At 70.5% G+C, this 26,825-nt stretch carries 23 protein-coding genes and 1 other RNA gene; 13 read left to right on the plus strand and 11 right to left on the minus strand.

The features are described from left to right. The first annotated feature begins 245 nt into the window (after nucleotides 1–245). Nucleotides 246–4,655 (plus strand): hypothetical protein, encoded by a 4,410-nt coding sequence (locus ACWD11_RS06745; RefSeq protein ID WP_451281676.1) that lies wholly within the window; start codon nucleotides 246–248, stop codon nucleotides 4,653–4,655. 57 nt (nucleotides 4,656–4,712) lie between these two features. On the opposite strand, the gene ACWD11_RS06750 is transcribed toward ACWD11_RS06745, so the two are convergent. The 3 genes from ACWD11_RS06750 to ACWD11_RS06760 all read right to left on the minus strand — a co-directional run bounded on the left by ACWD11_RS06750 (nucleotide 4,713) and on the right by ACWD11_RS06760 (nucleotide 6,802). Then, nucleotides 4,713–5,330 carry an SMI1/KNR4 family protein gene (locus ACWD11_RS06750; protein WP_389416341.1) on the minus strand — a complete coding sequence of 206 codons (618 nt, stop codon included), beginning with the start codon at nucleotides 5,328–5,330 and terminating at the stop codon, nucleotides 4,713–4,715. A gap of 458 nt (nucleotides 5,331–5,788) precedes the next feature. Continuing rightward, an RNA gene (rnpB, locus tag ACWD11_RS06755) (RNase P RNA component class A) lies at nucleotides 5,789–6,194 on the minus strand. 29 nt (nucleotides 6,195–6,223) lie between these two features. Then, a complete protein-coding gene (locus tag ACWD11_RS06760) occupies nucleotides 6,224–6,802 on the minus strand; it encodes a Uma2 family endonuclease (RefSeq protein ID WP_451281678.1) in 579 nt (192 codons plus the stop codon). Nucleotides 6,803–6,961: 159 nt separating this feature from the next. Between ACWD11_RS06760 and ACWD11_RS06765 the strand changes: the two genes are divergently transcribed. Continuing rightward, on the plus strand, nucleotides 6,962–7,738 hold the full coding sequence (locus tag ACWD11_RS06765) for a MerR family transcriptional regulator (RefSeq protein ID WP_451281680.1): 777 nt from the start codon (nucleotides 6,962–6,964) through the stop codon (nucleotides 7,736–7,738). Here the strand turns inward: ACWD11_RS06765 and ACWD11_RS06770 are convergent. After that, nucleotides 7,689–9,128 (minus strand): RNB domain-containing ribonuclease, encoded by a 1,440-nt coding sequence (locus ACWD11_RS06770; RefSeq protein WP_451281681.1) that lies wholly within the window; start codon nucleotides 9,126–9,128, stop codon nucleotides 7,689–7,691. The genes ACWD11_RS06765 and ACWD11_RS06770 overlap by 50 nt on opposite strands. Before the next feature lie 75 nt (nucleotides 9,129–9,203). Between ACWD11_RS06770 and yaaA the strand changes: the two genes are divergently transcribed. Further along, nucleotides 9,204–9,986 carry a peroxide stress protein YaaA gene (yaaA, locus tag ACWD11_RS06775; protein ID WP_451281683.1) on the plus strand — a complete coding sequence of 261 codons (783 nt, stop codon included), beginning with the start codon at nucleotides 9,204–9,206 and terminating at the stop codon, nucleotides 9,984–9,986. A 73-nt stretch (nucleotides 9,987–10,059) separates the two neighbouring features. Then, nucleotides 10,060–10,692, plus strand: coding sequence for a bifunctional 4-hydroxy-2-oxoglutarate aldolase/2-dehydro-3-deoxy-phosphogluconate aldolase (gene eda, locus ACWD11_RS06780; protein ID WP_451281685.1), 633 nt, complete (start codon nucleotides 10,060–10,062; stop codon nucleotides 10,690–10,692). Here eda and ACWD11_RS06785 read toward each other — a convergent pair. The 3 genes from ACWD11_RS06785 to ACWD11_RS06795 are packed head-to-tail and all read right to left on the minus strand — an operon-like array spanning nucleotide 10,667 to nucleotide 13,509. Continuing rightward, nucleotides 10,667–11,899 (minus strand): bifunctional RNase H/acid phosphatase, encoded by a 1,233-nt coding sequence (locus ACWD11_RS06785; RefSeq protein WP_451281687.1) that lies wholly within the window; start codon nucleotides 11,897–11,899, stop codon nucleotides 10,667–10,669. The two genes, eda and ACWD11_RS06785, sit on opposite strands and share 26 nt — an antisense overlap. Before the next feature lie 30 nt (nucleotides 11,900–11,929). Beyond that, a complete protein-coding gene (locus ACWD11_RS06790) occupies nucleotides 11,930–12,673 on the minus strand; it encodes a zinc ribbon domain-containing protein (RefSeq protein WP_389416442.1) in 744 nt (247 codons plus the stop codon). Further along, the gene (locus ACWD11_RS06795; RefSeq protein WP_451281689.1) at nucleotides 12,670–13,509 is read right to left on the minus strand and encodes a Nif3-like dinuclear metal center hexameric protein; all 840 of its coding nucleotides are present in this window, start codon (nucleotides 13,507–13,509) and stop codon (nucleotides 12,670–12,672) included. Before ACWD11_RS06795 ends, ACWD11_RS06790 begins: the two co-directional genes overlap by 4 nt. A gap of 266 nt (nucleotides 13,510–13,775) precedes the next feature. On the opposite strand from ACWD11_RS06795, the gene ACWD11_RS06800 reads away from it, so the two are divergent. After that, nucleotides 13,776–14,954, plus strand: a complete 1,179-nt coding sequence (locus tag ACWD11_RS06800; RefSeq protein WP_451281691.1) for a hypothetical protein — start codon at nucleotides 13,776–13,778, stop codon at nucleotides 14,952–14,954. 95 nt (nucleotides 14,955–15,049) lie between these two features. Further along, nucleotides 15,050–15,202, plus strand: coding sequence for a hypothetical protein (locus tag ACWD11_RS06805; protein WP_451281693.1), 153 nt, complete (start codon nucleotides 15,050–15,052; stop codon nucleotides 15,200–15,202). A gap of 97 nt (nucleotides 15,203–15,299) precedes the next feature. On the opposite strand, the gene ACWD11_RS06810 is transcribed toward ACWD11_RS06805, so the two are convergent. The 3 genes from ACWD11_RS06810 to ACWD11_RS06820 form a co-directional block, all read right to left on the minus strand. Then, nucleotides 15,300–16,271, minus strand: a complete 972-nt coding sequence (locus ACWD11_RS06810) for a 3-oxoacyl-ACP reductase (protein WP_451281695.1) — start codon at nucleotides 16,269–16,271, stop codon at nucleotides 15,300–15,302. Continuing rightward, on the minus strand, nucleotides 16,271–17,347 hold the full coding sequence (locus ACWD11_RS06815) for a Zn-dependent alcohol dehydrogenase (RefSeq protein WP_389416329.1): 1,077 nt from the start codon (nucleotides 17,345–17,347) through the stop codon (nucleotides 16,271–16,273). The genes ACWD11_RS06810 and ACWD11_RS06815 overlap by 1 nt, the downstream gene beginning before the upstream one ends. A 69-nt stretch (nucleotides 17,348–17,416) precedes the next feature. After that, nucleotides 17,417–18,274, minus strand: a complete 858-nt coding sequence (locus ACWD11_RS06820) for a MaoC/PaaZ C-terminal domain-containing protein (protein ID WP_451281697.1) — start codon at nucleotides 18,272–18,274, stop codon at nucleotides 17,417–17,419. 254 nt (nucleotides 18,275–18,528) lie between these two features. On the opposite strand from ACWD11_RS06820, the gene ACWD11_RS06825 reads away from it, so the two are divergent. Beyond that, a complete protein-coding gene (locus tag ACWD11_RS06825; protein WP_451281873.1) occupies nucleotides 18,529–19,161 on the plus strand; it encodes a response regulator in 633 nt (210 codons plus the stop codon). Between the two features lie 54 nt (nucleotides 19,162–19,215). On the opposite strand, the gene ACWD11_RS06830 is transcribed toward ACWD11_RS06825, so the two are convergent. After that, entirely contained in the window at nucleotides 19,216–20,703 is a 1,488-nt protein-coding gene (locus ACWD11_RS06830; protein ID WP_389416327.1) for an MFS transporter, read from the minus strand. 148 nt (nucleotides 20,704–20,851) lie between these two features. On the opposite strand from ACWD11_RS06830, the gene ACWD11_RS06835 reads away from it, so the two are divergent. From ACWD11_RS06835 to ACWD11_RS06860, 6 genes are all read left to right on the plus strand, one after another. Beyond that, complete coding sequence (locus ACWD11_RS06835; protein ID WP_451281699.1) at nucleotides 20,852–22,570, plus strand: MFS transporter; 1,719 nt, start codon at nucleotides 20,852–20,854, stop codon at nucleotides 22,568–22,570. A gap of 229 nt (nucleotides 22,571–22,799) precedes the next feature. Beyond that, the gene (locus ACWD11_RS06840) at nucleotides 22,800–23,456 is read left to right on the plus strand and encodes a class I SAM-dependent methyltransferase (protein WP_389416325.1); all 657 of its coding nucleotides are present in this window, start codon (nucleotides 22,800–22,802) and stop codon (nucleotides 23,454–23,456) included. 22 nt (nucleotides 23,457–23,478) lie between these two features. Further along, the gene (locus ACWD11_RS06845) at nucleotides 23,479–24,405 is read left to right on the plus strand and encodes an N-acetylmuramoyl-L-alanine amidase (protein ID WP_451281701.1); all 927 of its coding nucleotides are present in this window, start codon (nucleotides 23,479–23,481) and stop codon (nucleotides 24,403–24,405) included. Between the two features lie 121 nt (nucleotides 24,406–24,526). Then, nucleotides 24,527–25,390 (plus strand): hypothetical protein, encoded by an 864-nt coding sequence (locus tag ACWD11_RS06850; protein WP_451281703.1) that lies wholly within the window; start codon nucleotides 24,527–24,529, stop codon nucleotides 25,388–25,390. A 93-nt stretch (nucleotides 25,391–25,483) separates the two neighbouring features. Beyond that, nucleotides 25,484–26,491, plus strand: a complete 1,008-nt coding sequence (locus tag ACWD11_RS06855; protein ID WP_451281705.1) for an LLM class F420-dependent oxidoreductase — start codon at nucleotides 25,484–25,486, stop codon at nucleotides 26,489–26,491. Nucleotides 26,492–26,534: 43 nt separating this feature from the next. After that, on the plus strand, nucleotides 26,535–26,825 hold the full coding sequence (locus tag ACWD11_RS06860) for a hypothetical protein (protein WP_389416321.1): 291 nt from the start codon (nucleotides 26,535–26,537) through the stop codon (nucleotides 26,823–26,825).

Genomic DNA, 26,825 nt, shown 5'->3' on the forward strand with positions numbered 1-26,825 from the left:
GCAGAACTACGCAGTCGAGGTCAGCGACGGCCAAGGCGACGGCGACGGCTGGGTCGCCTCCAACACCTGGCGCCTCTGCCAAGCCCCCGCCCAAGGGACCAAAGCCGAGGCATCCACCGTTGGCGGCACCCGCCTTGGACCCATCCCCGAACAGCCGAAGACCTGCATCAACCGGCTGACACCTACGAGAAACAGGAACACCAGCTCACGTGAAGCAAACCCGCAGAGGCTTGCGGATATCCCTCGTGGTCGCCACAGCGACCGCGCTGGCCATACCGCTCACCATGCCCGCAAAGGCCGACACACCCACCCCGCCCAAGGGTGCGGCCAACGGCTGGAACACGACCAAGAAGACCACGCCGCGCCCGGCCGCGATCGCCGCCAAGGACCGCATCAAGACGCTCGGCACTGGCTACAGCAAGTCCCAGGACACCGCGTTCACCACTTCTGGGGATGCGGCCGGCTTCCACCTCCTCATCGCCGACGAGGCAGACGGCTACGGGTGGAAGACCGCCGCGAGTCTGCGTGAGGACGGCTTCGACGCCGACAGCTGGATCGGTAACGCCTGCCTCACCGAATCCGGAAGGTACGCGGCCGTCGCCTACGCACCGCGTACCTTCACCAACCGGCCCGAGCTGATGGTGCGCGGCGCGTTCGCCGCCATCGTCAACCTCAAGACCGGCGCGGTGAACAAGCTGCCCTTCAATGCCTCCCTCGCCTACTTCAGCCCCGGCTGCGGCAACGGCGACCAGGTCGTGTTCACGCAGCTCTCCCACGACGGCGACGAGAAGCAGAACACGCGCCTCATCACCGTCAGCGCTGCCACCGGCAAGCAGACCACGCCGGCCGAGTTCCCCGGGCAGGTCACCTCAGCCGTTCCCACGAAGAACGGCATCGTCGCCGCCCACGGCAACAAGCTGGTACGCCTGAACGGCAAGAAGGAGACGGTTCTCCTCACCACCAGGACCGTCCCGTTCCAGCTCACCGCCGACAAGGACGGCGGTGTCACCTTCATCGACCGTGACATCGACCGCAAGGCCGGTGCCACGGTCAACGCCCGCGCCCGCCACCTCACGCCGGCACAAGCCCGTACGGGCAAGGCGAATGCAGCCGTGGTCGCCTCGGGCAAGCTCACCGACTGGGACCTGACCCGCACCTCCAACGGTCGCGTCTACATCACCGGTAAGGCGGCCAACAAGACGAAGCTGCCCACCCAGGTCGCCAACCCTGGTGGCATTGCCAAGGGCGCACGCCTGTCCAGCCACGGCCATGCCGCCGTGACAACGATGTGGGCCGACGGCAAGACCAGCCTCATCACCCCCGACAAGGCCAACCAGGTCCGGGCCGCACGGAACACGGTGAAGGTCCTCGCCACCGGCAAGACCATCACCCTCGACGCAACGCCTCACCTGAGTGAAAAGCTTACCCAGGCGGGCAGCGCCATGTCCCCGGCCATCGGAACCCCGAAGCCGACGAAGAAGAGCGCGGTGGGCAAGACGGATGAGGGTGGCATGTCCACCCAGACCGTGCGCACCCAAGCCCTCGCCGCATCCCCCACGGGGCCGTCCGAGGGCACGGATGAGCGCTACTGCGCCGTCACGCGGAACGACTCCAAGAAGGCCGCGTTCCAGCCCACCCCCCGCCAGGTGGAATGGGCCGTAGACCAGGCCGTTGTAGGCAAGCTCGACTTCTACCGGAGCATGGACTGGAAGAACACCGGCACAGGCGGCTACCAGCCGCAGGGCCTCTTCCCGCCGCTTCTCCTCGCGGGTGACCCCAACGGCACCCTCGACACCGAGGACGCCACCAACGACAAGTGGCACGTTCCCGCACAGGTCATGCTCGGCATCACCGCGCAGGAATCCAACATGTGGCAGGCCACCCGCTTCGCTGTCCCCGGCGTCACCGCCAACAGCCTCATCGGCAACTACTACGGCGTCCAATACACCGCCGAAGGCACCCAGGCCGACCCGTGGCGCATCAACTGGTCGGAGGCCGACTGCGGTTACGGCATCACCCAGGTGACCGACGGCATGCGCCTTGCGGGTAAGACGAAGCCGGGCGAGACCGCCCTGTCGACCCTCACCCAGGAAGCCGCCGCCCTCGACTACACCGCGAACATCGCCTACGGCGTGCGCATCCTCTCCGACAAGTGGAACCAGGTCCACCGCATGGGGATGCAGGTCAACGACGGCCACCCCAAGTGGATCGAGAACTGGTTCTACGCCCTGTGGGCGTACAACTCCGGCTTCTACGAGACCGCCGACAGCGCAGGCCACAAGGGCCTCGGCTGGACGAACAACCCGGCCAACCCGCTGTGGAAGGCCAACCGAGTCATGTTCCTCCAGCACGACACCAACAGTGCGCTGGACGACTACTCGGATGCCGCCCACCCCCAGGACTGGCCGTATGAGGAGAAGGTCATCGGCTGGGCCGCACGACCCATCTCCGCCATGTTCGCCCCCGGCGACTTCCAGGCCGGATACCGGGCCTCATGGTGGAACTCCAACCTCGACCGCGCCCAGGCCAAGCCGCCGGTCGACCTGTTCTGCAACGCCTCCAACGACTGCGTCCCGTCCAAGATCGGCGACAACGACTCCAACGACCCCGGCCTCGGCGCCTGCCAGCTCGATGCCGGCGACTCCGACACCAACGCCCACTGGCTGCACTGCTGGTGGGACTCGGACGCCACCTGGAAGAACTGCAACACCGGCGCCCAGTGCGGTAACGCCGTCCACCGCTTCAACACCACCTACGGGGAGCAGGCGGACGCCGCCTCCTACCCGCCGAACTGCACCAGCACCCTGCCGACGAACGCCCTGATCGTGGACGACCTCCCGAACGGGCTCACCCCAGCAGGGTCCGACAGCAGAGGGTGCGGGCCGGTGAAGTCAGCAGGAACGTTCAACCTCACCTATCAGCCATCGAACATCACCGACGCCGAAACCGGGCAGACCGTCACCACCTACCCGGGCAAGATGGACACCCACCAGATCGGCGCAGGATGGGGCAACCACTTCTGGTTCACCCACACCCGCTCGCCTGAGTCATTCCCGGCGCCCGGTGACCGGATGAAGGTCACCGGCACCTGGAAGCTGAACGCCCCACTGACCAACTCCACCCGCCAGGCGAAGATCTTCGCCCACATCCCCGACCACGGAGCACAGACCTCCAACGCCGTCTACCGAATCCAGACCCCCGAAGGCGAAATGGAGGCACCCACATCTCAGAAGGCCAACCAGGCCAACAAGTGGGTAAGCCTCGGCGCCTACTACTTCGGAGACCAGATCCCCGAAGTGAACCTCGACAACTTCAACGGCGGTGACGGTTCGGCCGACATCGCCTACGACGCCATCGCCTTCGTGCCGGGCACTTACAACGGCCTGAACATGGGCTCCTTCCCCAGCCCGAACCCCAACGCCGCTGAGCCCGCCCCGGTGGAGCCCGCAGCCCACATCGACGGCCGCTTCTTCTCCCTCGGAGGCACCAGCGCCCTGAGCGCCCCCACCAAGTCCAGCAAGTCCGCCATGACCACGCAGACAGCTTCCGCCTCCTCAGTAGGCGGCATGTCCTGCTCGTCCCTGACCCTGTCGATGGACTTCGACCGCACCGACGCGTGCATCATCGACGAGATCTACATCAACCAGGCAGCAGACAGTAACAACCCGGCAAAGTCGGCCAAGTTCCGCTACATCCACGAAATCCACACCAACAACCGCACCAAAACCGTCACGCAGGAGATGTACATCAGCCTGCAAAGCCTCACCGGCGCCACCCGGACATCGTTCGACGTCACCTCCCTGTGCCGGGGCAACTGCACCATGGCGCCGAAGAACACCAACGGCTCCAGCGAGTCCTTCACTGTGGGCGACGGCCACGTCTACCACATCACCCAGACCATGACGTGGGACGGCACCGGCAAGGACGTCATCGTCCCGCACTGGAGCTACGAAGGAACCCTCGACGGCGTGCGCACCAAGTCCACGCCCACCGCCGAGAAGGACAACCTCACCATCCGCTGCGACACCGTGGTCACCACCGCTGGCGGATGCGTCTTCTCCTGGTACAAGCCCACCTACGTCATGAACTCCAAGAAGTTCCCGGGCGCCGCCGCCCACATCGCCCTGATGTGGAAGAAGACCAACGTCGACTGGGGCAACAGCAATGGTGGCAAGCCCTTGACGTACCTGGCGCAGAAGCTGAGCCCGACCAGCACCACGGGCGAAACCCAGGCGGACGAGAACCGCAAGTTCATCTGCGGCCGCAAGTGGCGCAAGTTCTCGGGCACCGGTGACTTCAGTGACCTGTGGACCATCGATGCCCAAGCGCCGCGCACAGACGGAATCAGTTGTGACGAGTTCGCCTTCGCCAACGCAAAGGAGAGCGCCGGAAACCCCTCCGGACCCAACCCCGTCACCTACAGCGGCGCCGAATGCGTCCAGACGTACATCAAGCGCAACACCGATGGAACGTCCTCCATCCATCTCCGTCCGGACTACCCGGATCCGACGTGGAGCGAGCCCTGTGGCCGGTCCTCCATGTCGACATGGCAGAACACACAGTCGATGCAGCCGTTCGGCGGGTTCATATCCAACCAGCGGCTTCTGGAAGACGACCAGTACTGGGTTGACCTCGACGGGTTCACCCTTCCGTAGGTAGGCGACTGAACAAGCACGAACCCCCCACGGGAAGCCGTGGGGGGTTCGTGCTTGTCAATCCCATTCAATGACGCCGCCCGTGATGCATCCCGGAGGGTCATCAGCCGTACGCGCACTGAGCGGCTTGATCTCGTAGTGCTCGCCTTCCGGGACAAGCCTCCTCATAAGCTGGAGCTGATGGTCGAAGAAAGCGGGCAGGTCAGGGAAGGCGTGCTCGCGGATCTCGCCGTAGTCGCTCCACGTGCCGACGGCTGCGGTGCGGGAGTCGATGAACAAGCCGCAGAGCCAGTCTGCGTCGACGGCGAAGGGAATCCACCCGGGCTGCCAGTAGTCGTCGTTGCCGCCTTCGGTGCCGCGCTGCCTCTGGTAGGCGTACACCTCGGGGATATGGGTGGTGGAGAGCAGGTGCCGGTCGCTGTGCAGGAAGAGACCTTCAGTGGCTGCCCCGGCACGGGTTTCGCGTGCGGAGCCGGGCTTTACGCCGTTGGTGAGGCCAAGGAGGGTGGCGAGGGCCGGGGGGAAGGTGCGGCCGATGGCTTGCTCAGCGGTGGCAATGTCGTTGGGGTGGGCGCCGGGGGCGAGTGCGCCCGCATTGTTGGGGGCGTTTTCTGTAAGCCAGGTGAGCAACTGGCTCCACACCTGGTGCACTTGCTGGGCGTCGTTGGGGTTCACAGGCGTGAAGTATGCCGCACACCCCCACTCACGCAAGTACATAAGTAAGAATTGCGCACAATGATCCGTTTTCATCTGTCCGACGGGGATGATGTTGCAGGTCAGCGGGGTGGTGTGACTGTTTCCACCAGGCCCTGCCGACGCTGCAGGGCTTTAGAAAGTGATCTTGTGTCCGTGCAGTTTCCCCGTGATCCGGACACGTGATTGTGATGCCGCGAGGGTGCGCTGATGCTGCGGCCGGGGTGAGATAGCCGAAAGTCCGGTGCATGCGCAGGCGGCGGCGGTTGCTGCGTGCCCGGCCGGACGGTCGACAGATCAACGCCAGGACACTCACGGGGTCAGTCGTAAGCAAGAGTCAGACCGCCTCAGCCGGGACTACCCGATCCTTGCGGGATCCGGTGCGAAAAGACTGACAGTCATAGCTGTCCGCGACGGAACCGACCGACGCGGAGTGGCGGCAGACGAGTCGGGCTGTACGCCGGGTTCTGTTCCGGGGGTTCCTCGCGGGGCCCCCGGCGACGGCCATCCATCTAGGGCCGGCGTTGCCACCGGCCTCGTGCGGTCTACCCGCGGACTCGGGCGGGCAGCCCTCGAACGTCCGCGCAGGGTCACCTCGAAAGGCGGCCCCTCTTGACCTTGCTCCGGGTGGGGTTTACCTAGCCGCCTGAGTCACCTCAGGCGCTGGTGGTCTCTTACACCACCGTTTCACCCTTACCGAGGGCCTTGCGGCCCCCGGCGGTTTGCTTTCTGTGGCACTGTCCCGCGGGTCACCCCGGGTGGCCGTTAGCCACCACCCTGCCCTGTGGAGCCCGGACGTTCCTCGGGGAGGTCCAAGAACCTCCACGCGGCCGCCCGCCCGGCTCGTCTGCCGTGTCGACCATGGTACTAGGCGCTCAGAGGAAGTCGGACGTCTCCAGGTCGAAGGCGAACGGGGCGGGGAGGGTGATGGCCTTGCCGAAGGGACGGGTGCGGTGCTCCCGGTAGTCGTCCTTCTCCGGATCGCTGAAGAGTGTGATCGAGGACGAGTCACGGTCGATGAGCAAGTAGAGGGGGATGCCGCCGCGGGCGTAGCAGCGACGCTTGGCGTCCCTGTCGGCCCTGGGCCGGGTGGCCGTCACCTCCACAACCATGGCGACGCCAACGCAGGGCATCCAAGAGCCGGCGCCCCCGAAGGCGTCTGCATCGACGGGCGCGAAGGTGACGTCAGGGATCACATGGTGTGCCGGGCCCGCTTCCTCCCTTGCCAGCCTCAGCCCTTTGTTCCCGGAGAAATCCATCTCGATCCGGGACAGCTTGATCACTTGCCGCACGATCCGGCTGATGTACTTCTCGTGATCCCCGTCCGGCGGCGGCGTCACAACGATCTCCCCCTCGATCAGCTCCGCCCGGAATCCCTCCGGGGTGTCCAGGGCGAGAAAGCCCTCCAGCAGGACCTGTTCCTGCGTGAGCGGCTCGTGGGCCACGGCAGTCATGTCACGCCCCTCCTTCGGTCGCTCGCCAGAGTCGGACATCGGCTGATCACCTGTACGTGAGATCGGCAACCGTTCCCTCGATCGTGGCACACGAGCCCTGGCACCGTCAGGACACCGCTCGCTTGACCCTGCCGTCGCGTCAAGGTTTCTACTGGTCGTATGCGTATCGGAGAGCTGGCCGATGCGGTTGGGGTCACCACCCGAGCCATTCGGCATTACCACCATCTCGGGCTGCTCCCGGAGCCCGAGCGGCTGAGCAATGGGTACCGGGACTACACCCTCCGGCATGCCGTCGTGCTCGCTCGTATAAGGCGGCTCACCGAGTTGGGGCTCGGGCTCGGGGAGGTGCGGGATGTGCTGGCCGATGATGTCGGGAAGGATCTCGCCGAGGTGCTTGCCGAGCTCGACGAGGATCTTGCTCGGCAGGAGGCTGCGCTACGGGAGCGGCGGGCTCGGTTGCGGGCGCTCATGGAGGACGGGGTCTCCGTCGAAGGGCCCGTTTCTCCCGAGCTTGCCTCCCTCTTCCGCCGTACCGCCCATCTCTCCGACTCCCCCATGGCCGCCAAGGACCGGGAGATCCTCGCCCTCATGGAGAGCACCGCCGGTCCGGAGGAGCGCGAGCGGCTCTCGGGGATCATGAGCGCAGCCATGGAGGACCCCGCCGGCGTCGAGCGCGCTCGTGCCGCCTACGCCCTCCTCGACGACCTCGCCGACGCCGAACCCGACGATCCCCGGGTGGAGCAGGCCGCCCGGGCCCTCGTCGACTGTCTCCCCGGCGACCTCACGCCCGCCGCTCCCATCGACCACGACAACAGCTTCCTCCGCGCCCTCTACGCCGACTTCGCCCCCGCCCAGGCCGAAGCCATCCGGCGGACCGTCCAGATCGTCACGCGGGAGCGAAACGTACCTTCGCCGCCACCGGATCCGCCTGCGTGAGGCGTACGCGCACCCGCTCCCCCAATGGCAGCGCCCCGTCGCCGCTCTCCACCCGCCCTATCACCGCCGGGCTCTCCAACTGCACCGTCCCGACCCCCGGCCGGCGCCCGTCCACGTCCACCACCCACGCGTCGAACACCTCCCCCACCCGGCCCTCCATCAGCGCCGCCTCCACGATGTCCACGCACGACCGCTCCACCGTCCCGGCCCGCCGCGAACCGTCCGCCATCTCCTTGGGCAGCGCGTCCATGGCCGAGAGGACCCACTCCGGCGGGGGCCCGCCCGCTGCCGCCGCGAGGCACAGCTCGGACGCGAAGCGGTCGGCCAGGCGGCGCAAAGGGGCGGTGCAGTGGGCGTACGGCGAAGCCACCGCCGAGTGCGTCACGATGTCCGGGAGGTCGCCGTCCCGGAAGACCGTGTAGCCCGCGCCCCGCAGCAGCGTCGTGCACTCCTGCAGGAACGCCGCGTGGTGCGGTACCGAAGGGTCCAGGGAGCGCACCAGCTGCGCATACGACACGTGGTGCGGCCAGTCGATGTGCAGGGCGTGCGCGGTACGGCGCAGGCGGCCCACCGCTCCGTCCGGGGCGGCCGGGAGCGTGCGCAGCACACCCGTGCCGGACGACAGCATCAGATCCGCCGCCGCCAGCCCGGTCAGGAGGGAGATCTGCGCGTTCCAGCCCTCCGCCGGGAGCGGGGCCCGGAAGCTCAGTTCGTAACCGCCGTTGCGCTGCACGATCTCCTGCTCGGGGACGTTCAGGGAGATGCCTCCCCTGTCCACCTCCAGGGCCTCCCTCAGCCGGCCGATCTCCGCCAGCAGGGCCAGCGGCTCCTCGGCCGTTCCGTCCTCGATCTCCTTCTGTACGGCCGCGTAGTCCAGCTTCGCCCTGCTGCGGACCAGTGAGCGGCGGACGTCCACGGTCAGCGGGCGGCCTTCCGCGTCGAGGTCGATCGTCCACAGCGCCGCCGGGCGGGTCTGGCCCGGCAGCAGGCTCGCCGCGCCCTCGCTGAGGACCGCCGGGTGCAGGGGGATGCGGGTGTCCGGAAAGTAGAGGGTCATGACGCGGCGGTGGGTCTCGGCGTCGAGCGCCGTGCCCGGTTCGACGAAGGCGGCCACGTCCGCGATGGCGTACCGCACGCGGTAGCCGGTGCCGTGGCGGGACAGGTGCATCGCCTGGTCGAGGTCGGTGGACGTGGGTGGGTCGATGGTGAAGAGGGGGACGTCCGTGGCGTCCTCCACCGGCAGCGCGGGGTCTCGCGCGGCCCTCTCGGCTTCCGCCAGTACCTCCGGCGGGAAGGTCTCGTCGATGTCGAGCTCGGTTCGCAACGCGGTGAGGGCGGCCCGAAGCGGGGCTTCCGGGGCGTCGGTCACGCGGATGTGGCGGCGAGGCATACAGCGAGCGTAGGGCGGAGGCCGCCCGGAGGCACACCGTACGCTTGGCCGAGTTCTACAGAAGGAGATCCACCCGTGCTTGTCCTGCTGCCGCCCTCCGAAGGCAAGGCGTCTTCCGGCCGTGGTGCCCCGTTGAAGCTGGAGTCGCTGTCGCTGCCGGGGCTCGCCGAGGCCCGTGCGGCCGTACTCGACGAACTCGTCGAGCTGTGTGCGGCGGACGAGGAGAAGGCGCGGGAGGTTCTCGGGCTGAGTGAGGGGCTGCGGGGCGAGGTCTCCAAGAATGCCGAGCTGCGGACCGCTGGTGCTCGGCCCGCCGGGGAGATCTACACCGGTGTCCTCTACGACGCCCTCGACCTCGCCTCCCTCGACACCGCCGCCAAGAAGCGGGCGGGGCGCTCGGTGCTCGTGTTCTCGGGGCTGTGGGGTGCGGTCCGGGTGACCGACAAGATCCCCTCCTACCGGTGCTCGATGGGCGTGAAGCTGCCGGGGCTCGGAGCGCTGAGCACTCATTGGCGTACGGCCATGGCGGCGGCGCTTCCCGACGCCGCGGGGGACGGGCTCGTACTGGATCTGCGGTCCGCCGCGTACGCGGCGGCCTGGAAGCCCACGGGTGAGATCGCCGGGCGGACGGCGAGCGTACGGGTGCTGCATGCGCCGACCCGGAAGGTCGTCAGCCACTTCAACAAGGCGACGAAGGGGCGGATCGTGCGCAGTCTGCTCACGTCCGGCACGAAGCCCGGTGGTCCGGCCGAGCTGGTCGAGGCGCTGCGGGATCTCGGGTACGAGGTGGAGGCCACGGTGCCGAGCAAGGCCGGTGCCTCTTGGTCGCTGGATGTGCTGGTGGACGAGATTCACTGAACCATCTGCCATTCCATTGCAGTATGCGCAATGACCTTTGCACATACTGCACGGCGGCGGCAGGATGTCCGGCATGACCTCCGTGCTGGATCTCGCCCCCGTCCTCCCTGTCGTCGTGATCGAGGACGCGTCCGACGCCGTGCCGCTCACTCGGGCGCTCGTGGCCGGGGGGCTGCCCGCGATCGAGGTGACCCTGCGGACAGCGGGGGCGCTGGATGCGATACGGGCCATCGCGGCCGACGTGCCGGATGCCGTCGTCGGGGCGGGCACCGTCATCAAGCCGGATCAGGTGACGGCGGCCGTCGACGCCGGGGCACGTTTCCTTGTCAGTCCGGGCTGGACGGACGTACTGCTGGAGGCCATGCGGTCGTCCGGCGTGCCGTTCCTGCCGGGGGTGTCGACGGCTTCCGAGGTCGTCGCGCTGTTGGAGCGCGGGGTGCGGGAGATGAAGTTCTTTCCGGCGCAGGCCGCCGGGGGGACGGCGTATCTGAGGTCTCTGGCCGGGCCGTTGCCGCAGGCGCGGTTCTGTCCGACCGGGGGGATCGGGGTCGAGTCCGCGCCTGAGTATCTGGCGTTGCCCAATGTGGGTTGTGTGGGCGGGAGTTGGATGATTCCCGGCGATGCCGTCGCCGCTCGGGACTGGGCCCGGATCGAGGCGCTGGCCCGGGCCGCGGCGGGGCTCAGCGCAGGTGGGACGTGTCGTTGAAGAGCCGTACGCTCGCGTTGCCGTCGGCGTAGTACGCCACCGCCGACAGGGAGGCCGCCGAGAGTTCCATCCGGAACAGGGACTCGGGCGGGGCCCCCAGGGCCAGCCGTACGAAGGTCTTGATCGGCGTGACATGGCTGACCAGGAGGACCGTGCGGCCGGCGTAGGCGGCGATCAGCTTGTCGCGGGTCGCGGCGATACGGGTGGCGGTCTCGGTGAAGCTCTCGCCGTTGCCGGTGGGGCGGGCCTCGGGGTCGGCGAGCCAGGCGTTGAGGTCGTCCGGGTAGCGGTCGCGGACCTCGCCGAAGGTCAGGCCCTCCCAGGCGCCGAAGTCCGTCTCGCGCAGGCCCTCGTCGACGGCCACCTCAAGGCCGAGCCGCCTGGCTACGGCGGCTGCGGTCTCGCGGGTACGGGCGAGGGGGGACGCCACGATGGCCTGGATCGTCCCGCGCCGGGCCAGCGCGGCGCCGACCCGCTCGGCCTGGTCCCGGCCGATCTCCGACAGCACGGGGTCGCTGCCGCCGCTTCCGGAGAACCGCTTCTGCGGAGTCAGCGCGGTTTCGCCGTGGCGCAGGAGCACGAAGGTCGCGGGCGCGCCCATGTCGGCGGGAGCCCATCCGGGACTCGCCACGGTCTTCGCGGCACGGACGTCGGCGTCGGCCTTGGCGGGGTCGGTCGCGGCGGCGTCAGTCGTGGCGGCGTCAGCCCTGGCGGCTGCGGGCCTGGAGGCGTCCGCTCCAGCGGCTGCGGCACCTCCGGCGACCGGGGCCACCGAGTCCGCCGAGACCTCCGCCGCTCCAGAAGTCCCCGCGTCCATCGCCTCGTTGGCCAAGCGATCCGCCACCTTGTTCCGCTCCCGTGGGATCCACTCGTACGTCACCCGCTCCGGTGGGAACACCCGTGACGCCTCCATGGCCAGCGGCTTCATGTCGGGGTGCTTGATCTTCCAGCGGCCCGACATCTGCTCCACGACGAGCTTGGAGTCCATGCGAACGTGCACCGTCGCGGTCGGGTCCAGGTCGAACGCGGCTCGCAGGCCGGCCAGCAGGCCCCGGTACTCGGCGACGTTGTTCGTGACGACGCCGAGGTACTCGGCGCGCTCCGCCAGCGTCTGCCCCGTAGCGGCGTCGAAGACCACCGCGCCGTAGCCCGCGGGCCCCGGGTTGCCCCGTGACCCGCCGTCCGCCTCGACGATGAACTCCCTCACGAACCAAGCCCCTTACCGGCCGGCCAAGGTCTACAGACCCGATTCCGCCGTACGCACCAGGATGCGGCGGCAGTTCTCGCAGCGCACCACCGTGTCGGGCGCCGCCGCGCGGATCTCGTTGATGTCGGTGATCGACAGCTCCTGGCGGCAGCCCTGGCAGGTACGCGCCTGCAGCTTGGCCGCGCCGACCCCGCCCTGCTGCTCGCGCAGCTTCTCGTAGAGCTTGAGGAGGTCGGCCGGGATCGCGCCCGCGATGACCTCGCGCTCCTTGGTCACGGTCGCCGCCTCACCGTCCAGCGACTCGAACGCGGCGTCGCGGCGGCTGGTCGCATCGTCGATCTTCGACTCCACGGAGCCGACCCGCTCGGTCAGCTCGGCGACCCGCTCCTGCGCGGACTCACGGCGCTCCATGACCTCCAGGACCACGTCCTCCAGGTCGCCCTGGCGCTTGGCGAGGGAGGCGATCTCGCGCTGAAGGTTCTCCAGGTCCTTCGGGGAGCTGACCGCGCCGGAGTCCAGGCGCTGCTGATCGCGGACGGCGCGCTGGCGGACCTGGTCGACGTCCTGCTCGGCCTTGGTCTGCTCGCGGGCGGTGTCGCTCTCCTCGGTCTGGGCGGCCACGAGCAGGTCGCGCAGCTGGGTGAGGTCCTTGGTCAGCGACTCGATCTCGGCGTGCTCGGGCAGCGACCGGCGCTTGTGCGCGAGCTGCTGGAGGCGGACGTCGAGGGCCTGGACCTCGAGAAGGCGGATCTGGTCGGCGGGCGCGGCGTTCAGTTGGGGGCTCCAGGTGAAGGGGAGTGACTGGTCCAGGGGTCTGTGACCGTCTTCGAGACATGGACGCGGAGGTTCCAGCCATGGCGGTCGGAGATCTCGTCGAGCTGGGCGGCGGCCTGCTCGCACCAGGGCCACTCGGTGGCCCAGTGCGCCGCGTCGAGCAGCGCGAGAGGAGTGTGGGACACCGCTTCGGACGCCGGGTGGTGGCGCAGGTCCGCGGTGAGGAAGGCGTCGACGCCCGAGGCTCGTACGGCGTCGAAGAGGCTGTCGCCCGAGCCGCCGCTGACGGCGATCGTCCGGACAGTCGTCTCGGGGTCGCCGGCGACCCGGATGCCCTGCGCGGTGGCGGGCAGCCGGGCGGCGGCGCGGGCGGCGAGATCGCGGACGGTGACCGGGTGGTCCAGTTCGCAGATACGGCCGAGGCCGCGGCGTCCGGACGCGTCGGCCGGGTCCGGCACCAGGGGCCGTACGACCCGCAGGTCCAGGGCGCCGGCCAGCGCGTCGCTCACTCCGGGGTCCGCCGTGTCGGCGTTGGTGTGCGCCACGTGCAGCGCGATGTCGTTCTTGATCAGGGTGTGGACGACCCGGCCCTTGAAGTGCGAGGCCGCTACCGTCGTCGTACCGCGCAGGTAGAGCGGGTGGTGGGTGACGAGCAGGTCGGCGTCCAGCTTGACCGCCTCGTCGACGATCTCCTGGACCGGGTCGACGGCGAACAGGACCCGGGTGACCTCCTGGTCGGGGTCGCCCACGACGGTGCCGACCGCGTCCCAGGACTCGGCCCGCTCGGCGGGCCACAGGTTCTCCAGCGCGGCGATGACTTCAGACAGACGGGGCACGGGAAAAGGCTACCTGGCCGTTCTGTGCCGCAGAACCGCCGTACGACCATCGCACCACCATCGCACCACCGCCGGGCCCCCGTCGCGGGGTTTCCGAGGAGTCACCTCCCTACGGCCCCGCAGGCGCCCCGCGCCCCGCGCAGCACACCCGCCCCCATTCCCTCAGGTGAATCGTTCCTGGAACACCCTTATGTGTGAAGCGGCCGCCTGCCGGTCCCACGTCTGTGCGTGCGAAAACTAGCTTCGTCGCCGGAGGTGACCAGACGATGACGGCCTGTGCCATCGAACCCGCCGCTGCCGGGTCCGAGGCGCCGCAAGCGGGGTGCGTGATCACCGCGGACGGCGCCTATGCCGCGCGCCTCGCGCTGGACGGCGACTGCTGGTTCCCGGAGCGCTGGACCCTGGACGGACCCGAGCCGTACGCCGTGCCGCTGCCCGGCAACCAGCCGGAGGAGCCCGGCACCGAGGTGCAGCCGATGGGTGACGGACGGGTCCTGATCCGCCGGCCCACCGACGGACGGCATGTCTTCACGCTGCTCTATCCCACCGGGCCCGGCACCGGCGAGCTGCTGATCGGCGCGGTCGAGTGCCCCGACGCCGACACCCGGATCCGGCTGCTGCCCCCGGCGCCGTGCGGGCGCAGGGCGTACGCCCTCGCCGTGGGCCGGTACACGAGCACGGTGTGGCTGGTGGCGGGCGGCGCCTTCGGGCCGGAGCACCTGGCCGAGGTCCCGGGGCGCTGCTCGGGCGGGGTGTGGCTGGACCGCACGGGGCGGATGCTGGCGCTGGACCGGGAGGTCGGCGGCCGGACCAAGACGGTCGTGGTGGACCTGGAGCGCGGCGGCGAGGTGTCGCCGCTGCTGCAGATCGCGGCGGAGAGCGACGACCGGCTGCTGCTCGCGGACGCGGACAGCGGGCTGCTGCTGATCGGCTCGGACGCGCCGGAACCCGGGCAGCCGCCGCGGCTGGGGTGGGGCGTGCTGGGCAGCACCCTGCCGGTGCGGTTCCCGGAGTGTCTGCGGGTGCCGGACTGCTCGGTGACGCCGTTCGCGGTTCAGCCGGGGCAGGTGCTGATGCCGGAGAACTGCTCGGTGGCGCTGCGGGTGGACGGTCCGCTCGGCAGCTGGGTCGGGGTGTGGCGGCCCGCCGAGAAGCAGATGCGCCATCTTCCGGCGCCCGAGGGGTGGTTGGCGGGTGCGGGCTGGTGGACGCGGGAGGGGGCGCTCCAGCTGCCGTACTCGACGCGGGCGGTACCGTGCGGCGTGGCGTGCTGGGAAACCCCGGTCCCGGAAGCCCCCGTGAGGGGCGCGGGGAACTGCGCGACCCACCAAGACGGCGCCGCACCGGACCCGCGACAGGACCAGCCACCCACCCCATCGGCCCCGGCCCCGGCACGGCCCGTGCCGTTGCAGCAGGCCCCGTTGGCGCGTCTTGTAACGAAGTAGCGGCGGTTGGCGTGTGCGGCTGGATTCGGCCCGAGACGTGCCGGTTAAACTCGCTCGGCTGTCCGAAAGATCATGTTGACGGGGTGAATTTTCCGATGAGCGACGCCATTATGACCCAGCCGCCCGCCCACGACCAGGAGAACTCAGGTCACGGCAGGCACCGCGGTCCGGTCTCGTCCCACGACGGCGAGGCGGCCCCCCGCGGCCGTCACCGCAAGCCGGCCGAGCAGAACGAGTCGGCGGCCTGAACGACGGAACGGCCCCCGCACTTCGATGAGAAGTGCGGGGGCCGTTCCGTGTCCAAGCCCAAGCCCAATCCCTAGTCCCAGGCCAAGTCCCGCGCGTCTACGCCCGCTTCAGCCCCAGCACTTCCGTCGCCGCGAACGTCTCCCCCGGCGGCCGGTCCGCGTAGTGCGCGGTGAGTACGGCGTCCAGCTCGTCGTAGGAGAAGGTGACCTGCTTGCTGTCGAACTGGGCCCGTATCCGCGGCCGTTCGACGACCGCGACCATGCCGCCGTGCACGACGAGCAGCTGGCCGTTGACGCGGGCGGCGGCGGGTGAAGACAAGTAGCCGACGAGCGGAGCGACATGCTCGGGGGCGAGCGGGTCGAGGCCGCCCTCGGCGGGCTTGCCGAAGACGTCCTCGGTCATCCGGGTCCGCGCCCGGGGGCAGATGGCGTTGACCGTCGCCCCGTACTTGGCGAGCGCCAGTGCCGTGGAGGTGGTCAGGCCGACGATTCCGCCCTTGGCGGCGGCGTAGTTGGGCTGTCCGGCGGATCCGGCGAGGAACGCCTCCGAGGAGGTGTTCACGATCCTGCCGTACACCGGCTTGCCGTCCGCCTTGGACCGCTCACGCCAGTGCGCGGCCGCGAAGCGGGTGGTGTTGAAGTGGCCCTTGAGGTGGACGCGGATCACCGAGTCCCACTCGTCCTCGGTCATCGAGAAGACCATGCGGTCGCGCAGGATGCCCGCGTTGTTGACGAGGATGTCCAGCTTGCCGAACTCCTCCACCGCCAACTGAACCAGCTGACCCGCCTGTTGGAAGTCGGCCACGTCCCCGGTGTGCGCGAGGGCGTGGCCGCCCGCCGCCCGGATCTCGGCGGCCGTCTCCTCCGCGGGTCCGGCGGAGGACTCGCCGGAGCCGTCCCGGCCCGGCTGCCCGTAGTCGTTGACGACGACGGCCGCGCCGAGCCGGGCGAGTTCCAGCGCCTCGGCACGGCCGAGGCCCCTGCCCGCGCCGGTGACGATGGCCGTGAGCCCTTCCAGCGGGGCCCCTGAAGGGGTCCCTTCCAGCGGGGCCCCCGAGGGGGTGGCCATCACAGCTCGATGCACGTACGCAGCGCGCTGCCGGTACGCATCTGGTCGAGGGCCTCGTTGATCTCCGCCAGGGGCACCCGGTGCGTGATCAGCCCGGCCAGGTCGACGCGGCCGGCCCGCCAGAGGTCGATGGTCCGCTCGTAGGAGCGCAGCACGTCGCCGCCGCCGTACAGGGACGGCAGGATGCGCTTCTCGTCGAAGAACAGCTCGAACATGTTCAGCTGGAGGAAGTCGTCCATGGCGCCCGCGCCGACGATCACCAGGGTGCCGCCGCGCCGGGTGTTGTCGTAGGCGGTGCGGGCGGTGGCGGACCTGCCGACGACCTCGAAGACGTAGTCGAAGCCCTCACCGGACGTGATCTCCTGTTTGGCGCCGGGCAGTTCGTCGGGCGAGACGGCCTTGGTGGCGCCGAAGGCGAGCGCGGCCTCGCGGCGGCTCGGGACGGGGTCCACGGCGACGATCTCGGCGGCACCCTTGAGCCGGGCGCCCTGGATCGCGGAGATGCCCACCCCGCCGCAGCCGATGACGGCGACCGACGAACCGGCCCGCACGTCCGCGGTGTTGATCGCGGCGCCGAGTCCGGTGGTGACCCCGCAGCCGATGAGGGCGGCTATGTCGAAGGGCACGTCCTCGGGGACCGGCACCGCGCAGCCGGCGTCGACGACGACCTCCTCGGCGAAGGTGCCGGTGCCGGCGAAGCCGAAGACATCGCCGGCGGGGCGCTTGAAGTTGGGGGTGCCGGCGTTCATGAACCCGGCCAGGCACAGTTCGGTCTGGCCGCGCTTGCAGGCGGGACAGGCGCCGCAGGCGGGCAGCCAGCACACGACGACCCGGTCCCCGGGCTTCAAGTGGGTGACACCTTCGCCGACTTCGAGGATCTCCCCCGCGCCCTCGTGGCCGGGCACGAAGGGGGCCGGCTGGGGCAGTACGCCGTTCATCGCGGACAGGTCCGAGTGGCACAGGCCGGTGGCCCGCACCCGGATCCTCACCCGGCCGGGGCCGAATCCCACCGCCTCGACGTCGTCGAGGACCTCCAGTTTGTCCTGGCCGGTCTCGTGCAGTACGGCTGCGCGCATGGTGCGGCTCCCCTCGACGGTGACTCAGGAGTGGTGGTGGCTCAGGGGCGGTGGCTCAGGAGCGGTGACTCAGGAGTGGTGGACGACGGTGTCGGTGAGGGCGGGCGCGTCGTCCCGTTCGACGACGCCGACGGCGACCCGGACGGTGTCACCCCGGTCCCACATACGGATGCGCAAGGTCTCCCCCGGGTACACGACCCCGGCGAACCGGGTGGCGTACGTGCGCACCCGGTCCGCCTCACCGCCCAGCAGGGTGTCGACGACCGCCTTGAGGGTGATGCCGTAGGTGCACAGGCCGTGCAGGATGGGCCGGTCGAAGCCCGCTTCGGCGGCGAAGTCGGGGTCGGCGTGCAGGGGGTTCCAGTCGCCGGAGAGGCGGTAGAGCAGCGCCTGGTCCTCGCGGATCGCTCGTTCGACGATCTTGTCGGGCTCACCGGTGGGCGGCTCGGGGCGGGCCGAGGGGCCTCGGTCACCGCCCCATCCCCCTTCGTCCCGGATGAAGATCTGCGAGTCGTTGGTCCACAAAGGCCCGTCGGCGTCGCCGACTTCGGTACGTAGGACCAGGACGGCGGCCTTGCCCTTGTCGTACACGGCGGCGATGCGCGAGGTGGTGGTCGCGGTGCCCTCGACGGGGAGCGGGCGGTGGATCTCCAGGCTCTGTCCGCCGTGCAGGACGCGGGCCAGCTCGACCTCGACGCCGGGCATGGAGAGGCCGCTGATCACTCCGGGGGCGCCGGAGCCGGCGACGGTGGCGAAGCTGGGCAGCACCTGCAGCCGGGACTCCAGGGTGTAGCGCAGCTCGTCGGGGTCGGTGGCCGGGCGTCCGGCGCCGATGCCGAGGTGGTAGAGCTGGACGTCCTTGGCGGTCCAGGAGATCTCGCCGGACCGGGGTTCGGCGGCTACGGCCTTCGCTGCGTCGATGGGCATGGGGCTCCTGAGGGTCTGAGACCTCGGCGCGGTCGTCCGCACCGTCGGCCGCGCCGAGGTCGCGTAGGGGCGGGCCCGGAATCGCGTCGGCGGGCCCGGTCCTGTCAGGACCTAGAACGCGTTCCAGTCCGGCGCCCTCGTTATAGCCGAGCGCCCGGCACATGTGAAGGCTCCTGACATGGCGTCAGCTCTCCCCATGGCTCTCCCGCGTCGCCTGCCTCCCCCTCCCGCCCTACGCTTGGCCCGTGAACGAGATGCCCCGGGATCACCGTCCCGCCAGGTCCATCAGAGTGCTGCTCGCCGAGGACCAGGGCACGCGGCGCGGCGCGCTGGCGGTGCTGCTGGGGATGGAGCCGGACCTGAAGGTCGTGGCACAGGTCGGCAGGGGCGACGAACTCGTCGACGCGGCACTCGTCCACCGCCCCGACGTGGCCCTGCTCGACGTCGAACTGCCCGGCCGAGGCGGCCTCGACGCCGCGGCCGACCTGCGCGACCAGGCCCCCGACTGCCGGGTGCTGCTGCTGACGACGTCGGCCCGGCCCGGCTACCTGCGGCGGGCCATGGCCGCGGGCGCCGCGGGCATCCTGGTGAAGGACGGCCCCGTGGAGGAGCTGGCCGGGGCGATCCGCCGGGTGCTGACCGGGGAGACGGTGATCGACCCGGCGCTCGCGGCGGCGTCCCAGGGCGCCGCGCCGAACCCGCTCACCGCCGACGAGTGCGAGGTCCTGCGCGCCTCCACGCACGGTGCGACGGTCGCCGCGGTCGCCGCGGCCCTCCATCTCCCCGAGTCCACGGTCCGCGCCCACCTCGCCACGGCCCTCACCAAGACGGCCACCCACACCCCGCCGGAGGCCCTGCGGGCGGCCCGGGAGCAGGGGTGGGTATAGGCCTCGGGGCCCCCAGCGGCAAGGGTCCAGGGCTTCGCCATCACGTGCCAGACATCACTTGGCAGACACATCCGCGGACACCTCCGCCAGAACCACCCCCGGCACCTCCCCCGACACCTTCCGCGGCAGCCACACCAGCATCAGCACCGTCCCGGCCAGCAGCACCCCGGCCCCCGTACGGAACACCAGCGCGTACCCCTCCGTCAGCGCCCGCGCCGTACCGCCGGAGCTGCTCTCGGTCCGGGCCGCCGCGATCGTCGACATCACCGCGAGCCCCAGCGAACCGCCCATGACCCGTGACGTGTTCACCAGCCCCGACACCAGGCCCGCCTCCTGCGGCGGCGCCCCGGCGGTGGCGAGCGCGGCGAGGGGGGTCGCCGCGAGCCCCGCGCCGAGCATCATCAGGATCCCGGGGAACATGATCGCCGTGAGGTAGGAGCCGTCCGCGGTCATCAGGGACTGCCAGCCGAAACCGGCCACCGCGACGACGTTGCCGAGCACCGCCAGGCCGCGCGCGCCGAGCCGGTGCATCAGCCGGGGCGCGAGCTTGGAGCCGACGATCACCGCCAGGGAGCTGGGCACCAGGGCGAGACCGGCCTCCAGCGGGGTGTAGCCGAGGACGTTCTGCGCGTACAGCGTCATGAAGAACCACATGCAGAACATGGAGGAGCCGCACAGGAACATCGACACGTTCGCCGAGGACACCGGCCGGCGCGCGAGCAGGCCGAGCGGCATCAGCGGCGCCGCCGTCCGCGCCTCCACCGCGAGGAACAGCCCGATCATGGCGAGCCCGGCGGCCAGCGGCACCAGCGTGGCCGTGGCCGTCCAGCCCGCGGCCTCGGTCTGTGAGATCCCGTACGCCAGGGTCGCGAGCCCCGCCGTCACCAGCACCGCGCCCGGCAGGTCGAGCCGGCGTCCGTCCCCCGCGCGGCTCTCGGCCAGGTAGCGGGCGGCCGCGAACAGCACGACCGCGCCGACGGGGACGTTGATCAGCAGGACCCAGCGCCAGCTCAGAACCTCCACCAGCAGACCGCCGACCAGTCCGCCCAACGCGCCGCCACCCGCGCCCACCGCGGTCCAGGTCGCTATGGCCCGCGCCCGGGCCGCGCCCTCCGGCACCGCCGAGGTGACGATCGTCAGCGTGGCCGGTGCCAGTACGGCCGCGCCGAGCCCCTGCACCCCCCGCGCGAGCAGCAGCTGCCAGTCGTCCTGGGCGAGCCCGCCGCCGAGCGAGGCCAGGGTGAACAGGCCGAGCCCGACCAGGAACATCCGCTTGCGGCCGTAGAGGTCACCGGCCCGGCCGCCGAGCAGCATGAACCCGGCGAAGGCGATGGCGTAGGCGTTCACCACCCACTGCAGCCCCTGCTCGCTCAGCCCGAGGCCGGTGCGCATGGACGGCAGCGCGGTGTTCACCACGGACACGTCGAGCACGACGAGGAACTGGCCCGCGCAGGCGAGGGCCACCACCACCCAGGCCGGTGGGGCGGTACGGCGAGACAGGCGGGAGACGTCGGTGGCATCGGGGGCGGGCATGCCTGTCATGTTCTCAACCGGCCGACGCTCCTGGCATCGGCATTTCGGACTAGGTCCGACCTGGTCCTCATGGCGTTTTCCCAAGAGAAGGTCAAGATTTCGTTAGTGAGCCAAAGCATCGGAATAGTTGCTCCGGCACACCGAGTTCAAGCTACACATGACACGTACGACCACCGACCGGCCCGCTGTCGTCCCCGTCCTCGCCTTCGCGGGCATCGTGGTCGCGGTGATGCAGACCCTGCTCGTCCCGGTCATCAAGGACCTGCCGCTGCTGCTGGACACCTCCCCGTCCAACGCCACCTGGGTCCTCACCTCCACCCTTCTCTCCGGCGCGGTCGCCACCCCGATCATGGGCCGCCTCGGCGACCTGTACGGCAAGCGGCGCATGCTGGTGCTGAGCCTCGCCGTGATGGTCGTCGGCGCCCTGGTCAGCGCCGTCACCAGCGCCCTGCTGCCGATGATCGTCGGCCGTACCCTCCAGGGCTTCGCGATGGGCGCCATCCCGCTCGGCATCGGCCTGATGCGCGACATGCTGCCCCGCGAGCGGCTCGGCTCGGCGATGGCCCTGATGAGCTCCTCGATCGGCGTCGGCGGCGGACTCGCGCTGCCCGCCGCCGCGCTGGTCGCCCAGCACAGCGACTGGCACGCCCTCTTCTACGGCGCCGCGGGGCTCGGTGTCCTCGCCATCGCCCTCACCTTCCTCGTCGTACCGGAGTCCCCGATGCGCGCGGAGGGCACCTTCGACCTGCCGGGCGCGCTCGGCCTCTCCACCGGCCTGGTCCTCTTCCTGCTGCCGATCACCAAGGGCAGCGACTGGGGCTGGAGCTCCGCCCTCACCCTCGGCCTGTTCGCCGCGTCCGTCGTCGCGCTGCTCCTGTGGGGCGTCTACGAGCTGCGCAGCAAGGCCCCGCTGGTCGACCTGCGCACCACCGCCCGCCCGGCCGTGCTCTTCACCAACCTCGCCTCGATCATGGTCGGCGTCTCCTTCTACGTCGTCTCCCTGGTCCTCCCCCAGCTCCTCCAGCTGCCCGCCTCCACCGGCTACGGCCTCGGCCAGTCGATGGTCGTCGCGGGCCTGCTGGTCGCGCCGCTGGGCCTGACGATGATGGTCACGGCCCCCGTCTACGCCCGCCTCTCGGCGCGGTACGGCCCCAAGTCCACGCTGATCCTCGGCCTGTCGATCATCGCCGTCGGCTACGGCGCCGGCCTCGGCCTGATGAGCGCCGCCTGGCAGTCCCTGGTCATCGCCGTCCTCCTCGGTGCGGGCATCGGCCTCGCCTACTCCTCGCTGCCCGCGCTGATCGTCGGCGCGGTCCCGGCGTCGGAGACGGGCGCGGCGAACGGCCTGAACACGCTGATGCGTTCCATCGGTACGTCCGTCTCCAGCGCCGTCATCGGCATGGTGCTGGCCAACACGGCGAACACCGTGAACGGCGTGGAGGTCCCCACCATGCACGGCTTCCGCCTCTCCTTCCTGATCGCGACCGGAGCGGTGGCGATCGGCCTGCTGCTCGCCCTGTTCCTGCCCAAGCCGAACCGCGCGCCCCAGCTGCGCGCCAGCAGCGAGGAGGAGGCCAACCTGGCCCGCGCGGAAGCGGCCCTGCGCGGCTTCCGCGGCCGGGTCCTCGACGCCACCGGCACCCCGGTCCCCCACGCCAAGGTCACCCTGATCGACCCCCGGGGCCGCCAGGCGGGCGCCACCCTCTCGGCGGCGGACGGCACTTACACCCTCCCGGTCCCGACGAAGGGCGCCTACGTCCTGGCCGCCAAGGCCGACGGCCACGCCCCGCACGCCGCCGCGGCGACCCACACGGGCGACGACAGCACAGTCTCAGTCGACCTGTCCCTACCGAGCAGCCCGGTACCGGCGACATAGGCCATGGGGACGCCGGGTGGGCCCCTGGACGTACCGGTCCGACGGGCGGACGACCGGCGCCCCCTGGACGCTCCGCAGGGTCCGCCCCCGCCCTCCAGGGAGACGGCCCTACCTCGGCACCCCCCCCCGCGAACGGGCTGGGCACCCCTGGTCACCCCCGCTCACCCCCCGACCAGCGCATACGGCAGCATGGGGCGCCCAGACGCTCGTACGACCGAAAGGCGGCCCCATGGCCCCGGCACCCGCGCCAGCCCCCGAGATCCTGGCCGCGTTCGAGGCGGCGAAGGGGTTCATGCCCGTGGGAGAAGGGCTGGCCCTCCACGCGGCGGCCGTGGAGGCCGGTCGGCTCGGGCTTCCGCTCCTGGAGGTCGGCACCTACTGCGGGCGCTCCACCGTGCTGCTCGCCGACGCGGCCCGCGCGGCCGGGGTGAGCGCCCTCACGGTCGACCACCATCGCGGCAGCGAGGAGCAGCAGCCGGGCTGGGAGTACCACGACCCCGAGACGGTCGACCCCGAGATCGGCCTGATGGACACGTTGCCCACCTTCCGGCGCACGCTGCACCGGGCGGGGCTGGAGGAGCACGTGATCGCCCTGGTGGGGCGTTCCCCGCAGGTGGCCCGTGTCTGGGGCACCCCCCTCGGCCTGGTCTTCATCGACGGCGGCCACACCGACGAGCACGCCACCGCGGACTACGAGGGCTGGGCCCCCCATGTGGCCGAAGGCGGCCTGCTCGCCATCCACGACGTCTTCCCCGACCCGGAGGACGAGTTCACCGGCCAGGCCCCCTACCGCGTCTACCTGCGGGCGTTGGAGTCGGGCGCGTTCACGGAGATCTCCGTCACGGACTCGCTGCGCGTGCTGCGGCGAACGGGGGCGGGGATCTGAGGCCGAGGTTAGAGTCGCAGACGTGTCGTACGCAGGCCCTGAATTCGAACCGCCCCGCCGCCCCCGGCGCCGCCCTCTGACCGTGGCCCTCGCCGCGCTCGTGCCGGGCGCGCTGCTCGGCTGGGTGGTGTACGAGGAACTCGGCGGCGCCAGTGACGACGGCGGCGGTGGCCCGGAATCCGCGACGGTACGGACGCCGTCCGCCACCGGCGACGCCAAGGAACCGCACCCCAGCCCGACGCAACCGGCGAGCTCCGCTCCCGAGGCCGCCTCCGGCCCCCTCAAGGGCAAGGTCGTCGTCATCGACCCCGGACACAACCCGGCCAACTTCCAGCACACCGCCGAGATCAACGCCAAGGTGAACATCGGCACCGGCTACAAGGAGTGCGACACCACCGGCACGGCCACGAACTCCGGTTACACCGAGGCCGAGTTCACCCTGGACGTCGCCCACCGCATGCGCACGCTGCTGGAGAAGCAGGGCGCCACGGTGAAACTGACCCAGGACGGCGACCGTTCGTACGGCCCCTGCATCGACGAGCGGGCGCGCATCGGCAACCAGGCCGAGGCCGACGCGGTGGTCTCCGTCCACGCCGACGGCTCCGGATCCGGCAACCGCGGCTTCCACGTCATCCTCCCCGGCGCGGTGAACTCCGGTGCCGCGGACACCCGTCCGATCGTCGGCGTCTCCCGCGATCTCGGCGAACGCATCGCGGGCAAGTTCGTCCGCGCCACCGGCAGCGCCCCCTCCAACTACGTCGGCGACGGCACCGGTCTCGTCACGCGTAAGGATCTCGGCGGTCTCAATCTGTCAACGGTTCCCAAGGTGTTCATCGAGTGCGGCAACATGCGCGATACCAAGGACGCGGCACAGCTGACCAGCGGTGCGTGGCGGCAGCAGGCGGCGCAGGGGATCTCTGAGGGAATCGTGAGTTTCCTGCGCGGGTAGTGATCAGCTCGCTGATCCCGGCGGACAGCCTGATCGTGCGGACGATAGGGTCGTCCGTACGATAAGGGGCCACCCCCGCGACGCCTCTACCGATGACGAGACGACCTACGAAGGACCTGAAGTGAATATCCGCTCCCTCACTAGAGGCGACGGCGTGGTGATCGGAGCAGCGGTGTTGCTCTTCGTCGCGTCGTTCCTCGCCATCTACGACGGCGACGGCAATGACATCCCCAACGCCTGGGACAACCTCGGCCTGGTGATGAGCGTGTACGTCGGCGGCATCATCGGCGCGGTCCTGATCGTCGTGGCCCACGCGCTGCCGCAGCCGCGCAAGGTTGTCGGCCTTGAGCTCGGTCCGCTCGGAGTCGCGCTCACGGTCTTCTCCGCGTGGACGGCGCTCTGGACGATCTTCGATCCGCTGGGCGCGTTCAGCGACACCTTCGGCGCCGCGGACGTGGATGCCGGTGTCGGCCTGATCCTCGGTCTCATCGCCGCCCTCCTGCTGGCCGGTGCCGCCGTCGCCTCCCCGCTCGTCCCCGCCCTCCAGGCCCCCCTGATGCCCGCTTCCCGCCCCGCGGCCCCGCAGCCGTACGGCGGTCAGCCGCAGGGTGGTTACGGTTACCCGGGCGCTCCCCAGCCGGGGCAGCCGCAGCCGCAGCCCGGTCAGCCCTTCGGCGGTCAGCCGCAGGGTGCGCAGCCGTTCGGCGGTCAGCCGCAGGGTGCGCAGCCGTTCGGCGGTCAGCCGCAGCCGGGGCAGCCGCAGGCGCCCGCGGCGCAGCCCGGCGGGGACTTCTCCCCGTTCTGGTTCGCCGTTCCGGTGCCGCGTCCGCTGTTCGCGGAGGACGGTTCGCCGACGCCGATCGCCGAACTGGCGCCCGGCACCTGGTACCTGGCCGTGGAGCAGCGCGGCCCGAGCCTGATCGCGCAGACGCAGGACGGTCGTCGCGGTGTCCTCCAGGACACCAGCGGCATCCAGCGCGGCTGACACCGCTCACGGTCACGGCCCCTCACCCTTCCCGGTGAGGGGCCGTTGTCGTACAGTCGCCCTCCCCGGCTGACACACCGTCAGGAGGCAGCTATGCGGCTCGGTCTGGCGCTCGGCTACTGGGGGCGCGGCCCCTCGCCTGGTCATGTGCCGCTGGCCCGGGAGGCCGAGCGGCTCGGCTACGACTCCGTGTGGACCGCGGAGAGTTGGGGCTCGGACGCCTTCACCCCGCTGACCTGGATCGCCGCGCGGACGTCAAGGATCAAGCTGGGGACGGCGGTTGCGCAGATGGCCGCCCGGTCGCCGACCACGACCGCGATGCACGCCCTCACCCTCGACCATCTCTCCGGTGGCCGCATGATGCTCGGCCTCGGACTGTCCGGGCCGCAGGTGGTGGAGGGCTGGTACGGCCGCCCGTTCCCGAGGTCGCCGCTCACCGCGACCCGGGAGTACGTCGACGTCGTACGGCAAGTCCTCGGGCGGGAAGCCCCCGTCACGCTCGACGGCCGCTTCCACCCCCTCCCCTACCGGGGCGCGGACGCCACCGGCCTCGGCAAACCCCTCAAGCCCATCACCCACCCCCTCCGCCCCGACCTCCCCGTCCTGCTCGGCGCCGAGGGCCCGAAGAACGTCGCCCAGACCACGCGGATCGCCGACGGCTGGCTCCCGCTGTACTGGTCCCCGGCCCGCCCCGAGGCGTACGCCCTCCCCGAGACCCGGCCGGAGGGCTTCCTGGTGGCCCCGATGGCCCAGGTCCGGGTCTGCGACGACGTGACCGAGGGCCTGCTGCCGGTGAAGACCATGCTCGGCTTCTACATCGGCGGCATGGGCCACGCGGCCCGCAACTTCCACGCCGACCTGATGGCCCGCATGGGGTACGAGGAGCAAGCCCGCCGCATCCAGCGGCTGTTCCTCGAAGGGCGCCGCCAAGAGGCGGTCCTCGCCGTCCCCGACGCCTTCGCCGACGAGATCTCCCTGGTCGGCCCGCGTGAACGCATCGCCGAGCGGCTGGAGTTGTGGCGCAAGGGACCGGTGACGGACCTGCTGGCGCTGGCGCCGGACGAGCGGTCGCTGCGGGTGCTCGCCGAGCTCAACGGCTGAACCGGGGGGGTTTCGTCGACGGTTCAGCGGCAACCCGGGGGGCATGTCCCCTCGATATAGCAACGGTGCCAGTTCGGCGGGCAGGGTCATCGCGATCGTCGCCGACATCATGGCGTTCATTCTGGGTCTGTGGATCCTGATGTACCTGCTGGACGCGAACCGCACGAACGACTTCGTGCAGTTCATCCATGACGCGGCCCGCTGGCTGGCGGGCTGGTCCCACGACCTGTTCACCTTCGACGAGGCATGGGCCAGGGTCGTGGCGGGGTACGGGCTCGCCGCCGTGGTGTACCTGTTCGTCGGGCACGCCATCGCGAACCGCGTCCGCCACTGA

The sequence above is a fragment of the Streptomyces sp. NPDC002776 genome (assembly GCF_053592195.1).

Excerpts from the sequence above, each read along its gene's own strand:
- ACWD11_RS06760 (WP_451281678.1), bottom strand. The coding sequence starts at position 6,802 with ATGACTGCCGTGGCCCACGAGCCGCTCACGCAGGAACAGGTCCTGCTG.
- ACWD11_RS06765 (WP_451281680.1), top strand. The coding sequence starts at position 6,962 with ATGCGTATCGGAGAGCTGGCCGATGCGGTTGGGGTCACCACCCGAGCC.
- ACWD11_RS06770 (WP_451281681.1), bottom strand. The coding sequence starts at position 9,128 with ATGCCTCGCCGCCACATCCGCGTGACCGACGCCCCGGAAGCCCCGCTT.
- eda (WP_451281685.1), top strand. The coding sequence starts at position 10,060 with ATGACCTCCGTGCTGGATCTCGCCCCCGTCCTCCCTGTCGTCGTGATC.
- ACWD11_RS06800 (WP_451281691.1), top strand. The coding sequence starts at position 13,776 with ATGACGGCCTGTGCCATCGAACCCGCCGCTGCCGGGTCCGAGGCGCCG.
- ACWD11_RS06805 (WP_451281693.1), top strand. The coding sequence starts at position 15,050 with ATGAGCGACGCCATTATGACCCAGCCGCCCGCCCACGACCAGGAGAAC.
- ACWD11_RS06810 (WP_451281695.1), bottom strand. The coding sequence starts at position 16,271 with ATGGCCACCCCCTCGGGGGCCCCGCTGGAAGGGACCCCTTCAGGGGCC.
- ACWD11_RS06815 (WP_389416329.1), bottom strand. The coding sequence starts at position 17,347 with ATGCGCGCAGCCGTACTGCACGAGACCGGCCAGGACAAACTGGAGGTC.
- ACWD11_RS06820 (WP_451281697.1), bottom strand. The coding sequence starts at position 18,274 with ATGCCCATCGACGCAGCGAAGGCCGTAGCCGCCGAACCCCGGTCCGGC.
- ACWD11_RS06825 (WP_451281873.1), top strand. The coding sequence starts at position 18,529 with ATGCCCCGGGATCACCGTCCCGCCAGGTCCATCAGAGTGCTGCTCGCC.
- ACWD11_RS06830 (WP_389416327.1), bottom strand. The coding sequence starts at position 20,703 with ATGACAGGCATGCCCGCCCCCGATGCCACCGACGTCTCCCGCCTGTCT.
- ACWD11_RS06835 (WP_451281699.1), top strand. The coding sequence starts at position 20,852 with ATGACACGTACGACCACCGACCGGCCCGCTGTCGTCCCCGTCCTCGCC.
- ACWD11_RS06840 (WP_389416325.1), top strand. The coding sequence starts at position 22,800 with ATGGCCCCGGCACCCGCGCCAGCCCCCGAGATCCTGGCCGCGTTCGAG.
- ACWD11_RS06855 (WP_451281705.1), top strand. The coding sequence starts at position 25,484 with ATGCGGCTCGGTCTGGCGCTCGGCTACTGGGGGCGCGGCCCCTCGCCT.
- ACWD11_RS06860 (WP_389416321.1), top strand. The coding sequence starts at position 26,535 with ATGTCCCCTCGATATAGCAACGGTGCCAGTTCGGCGGGCAGGGTCATC.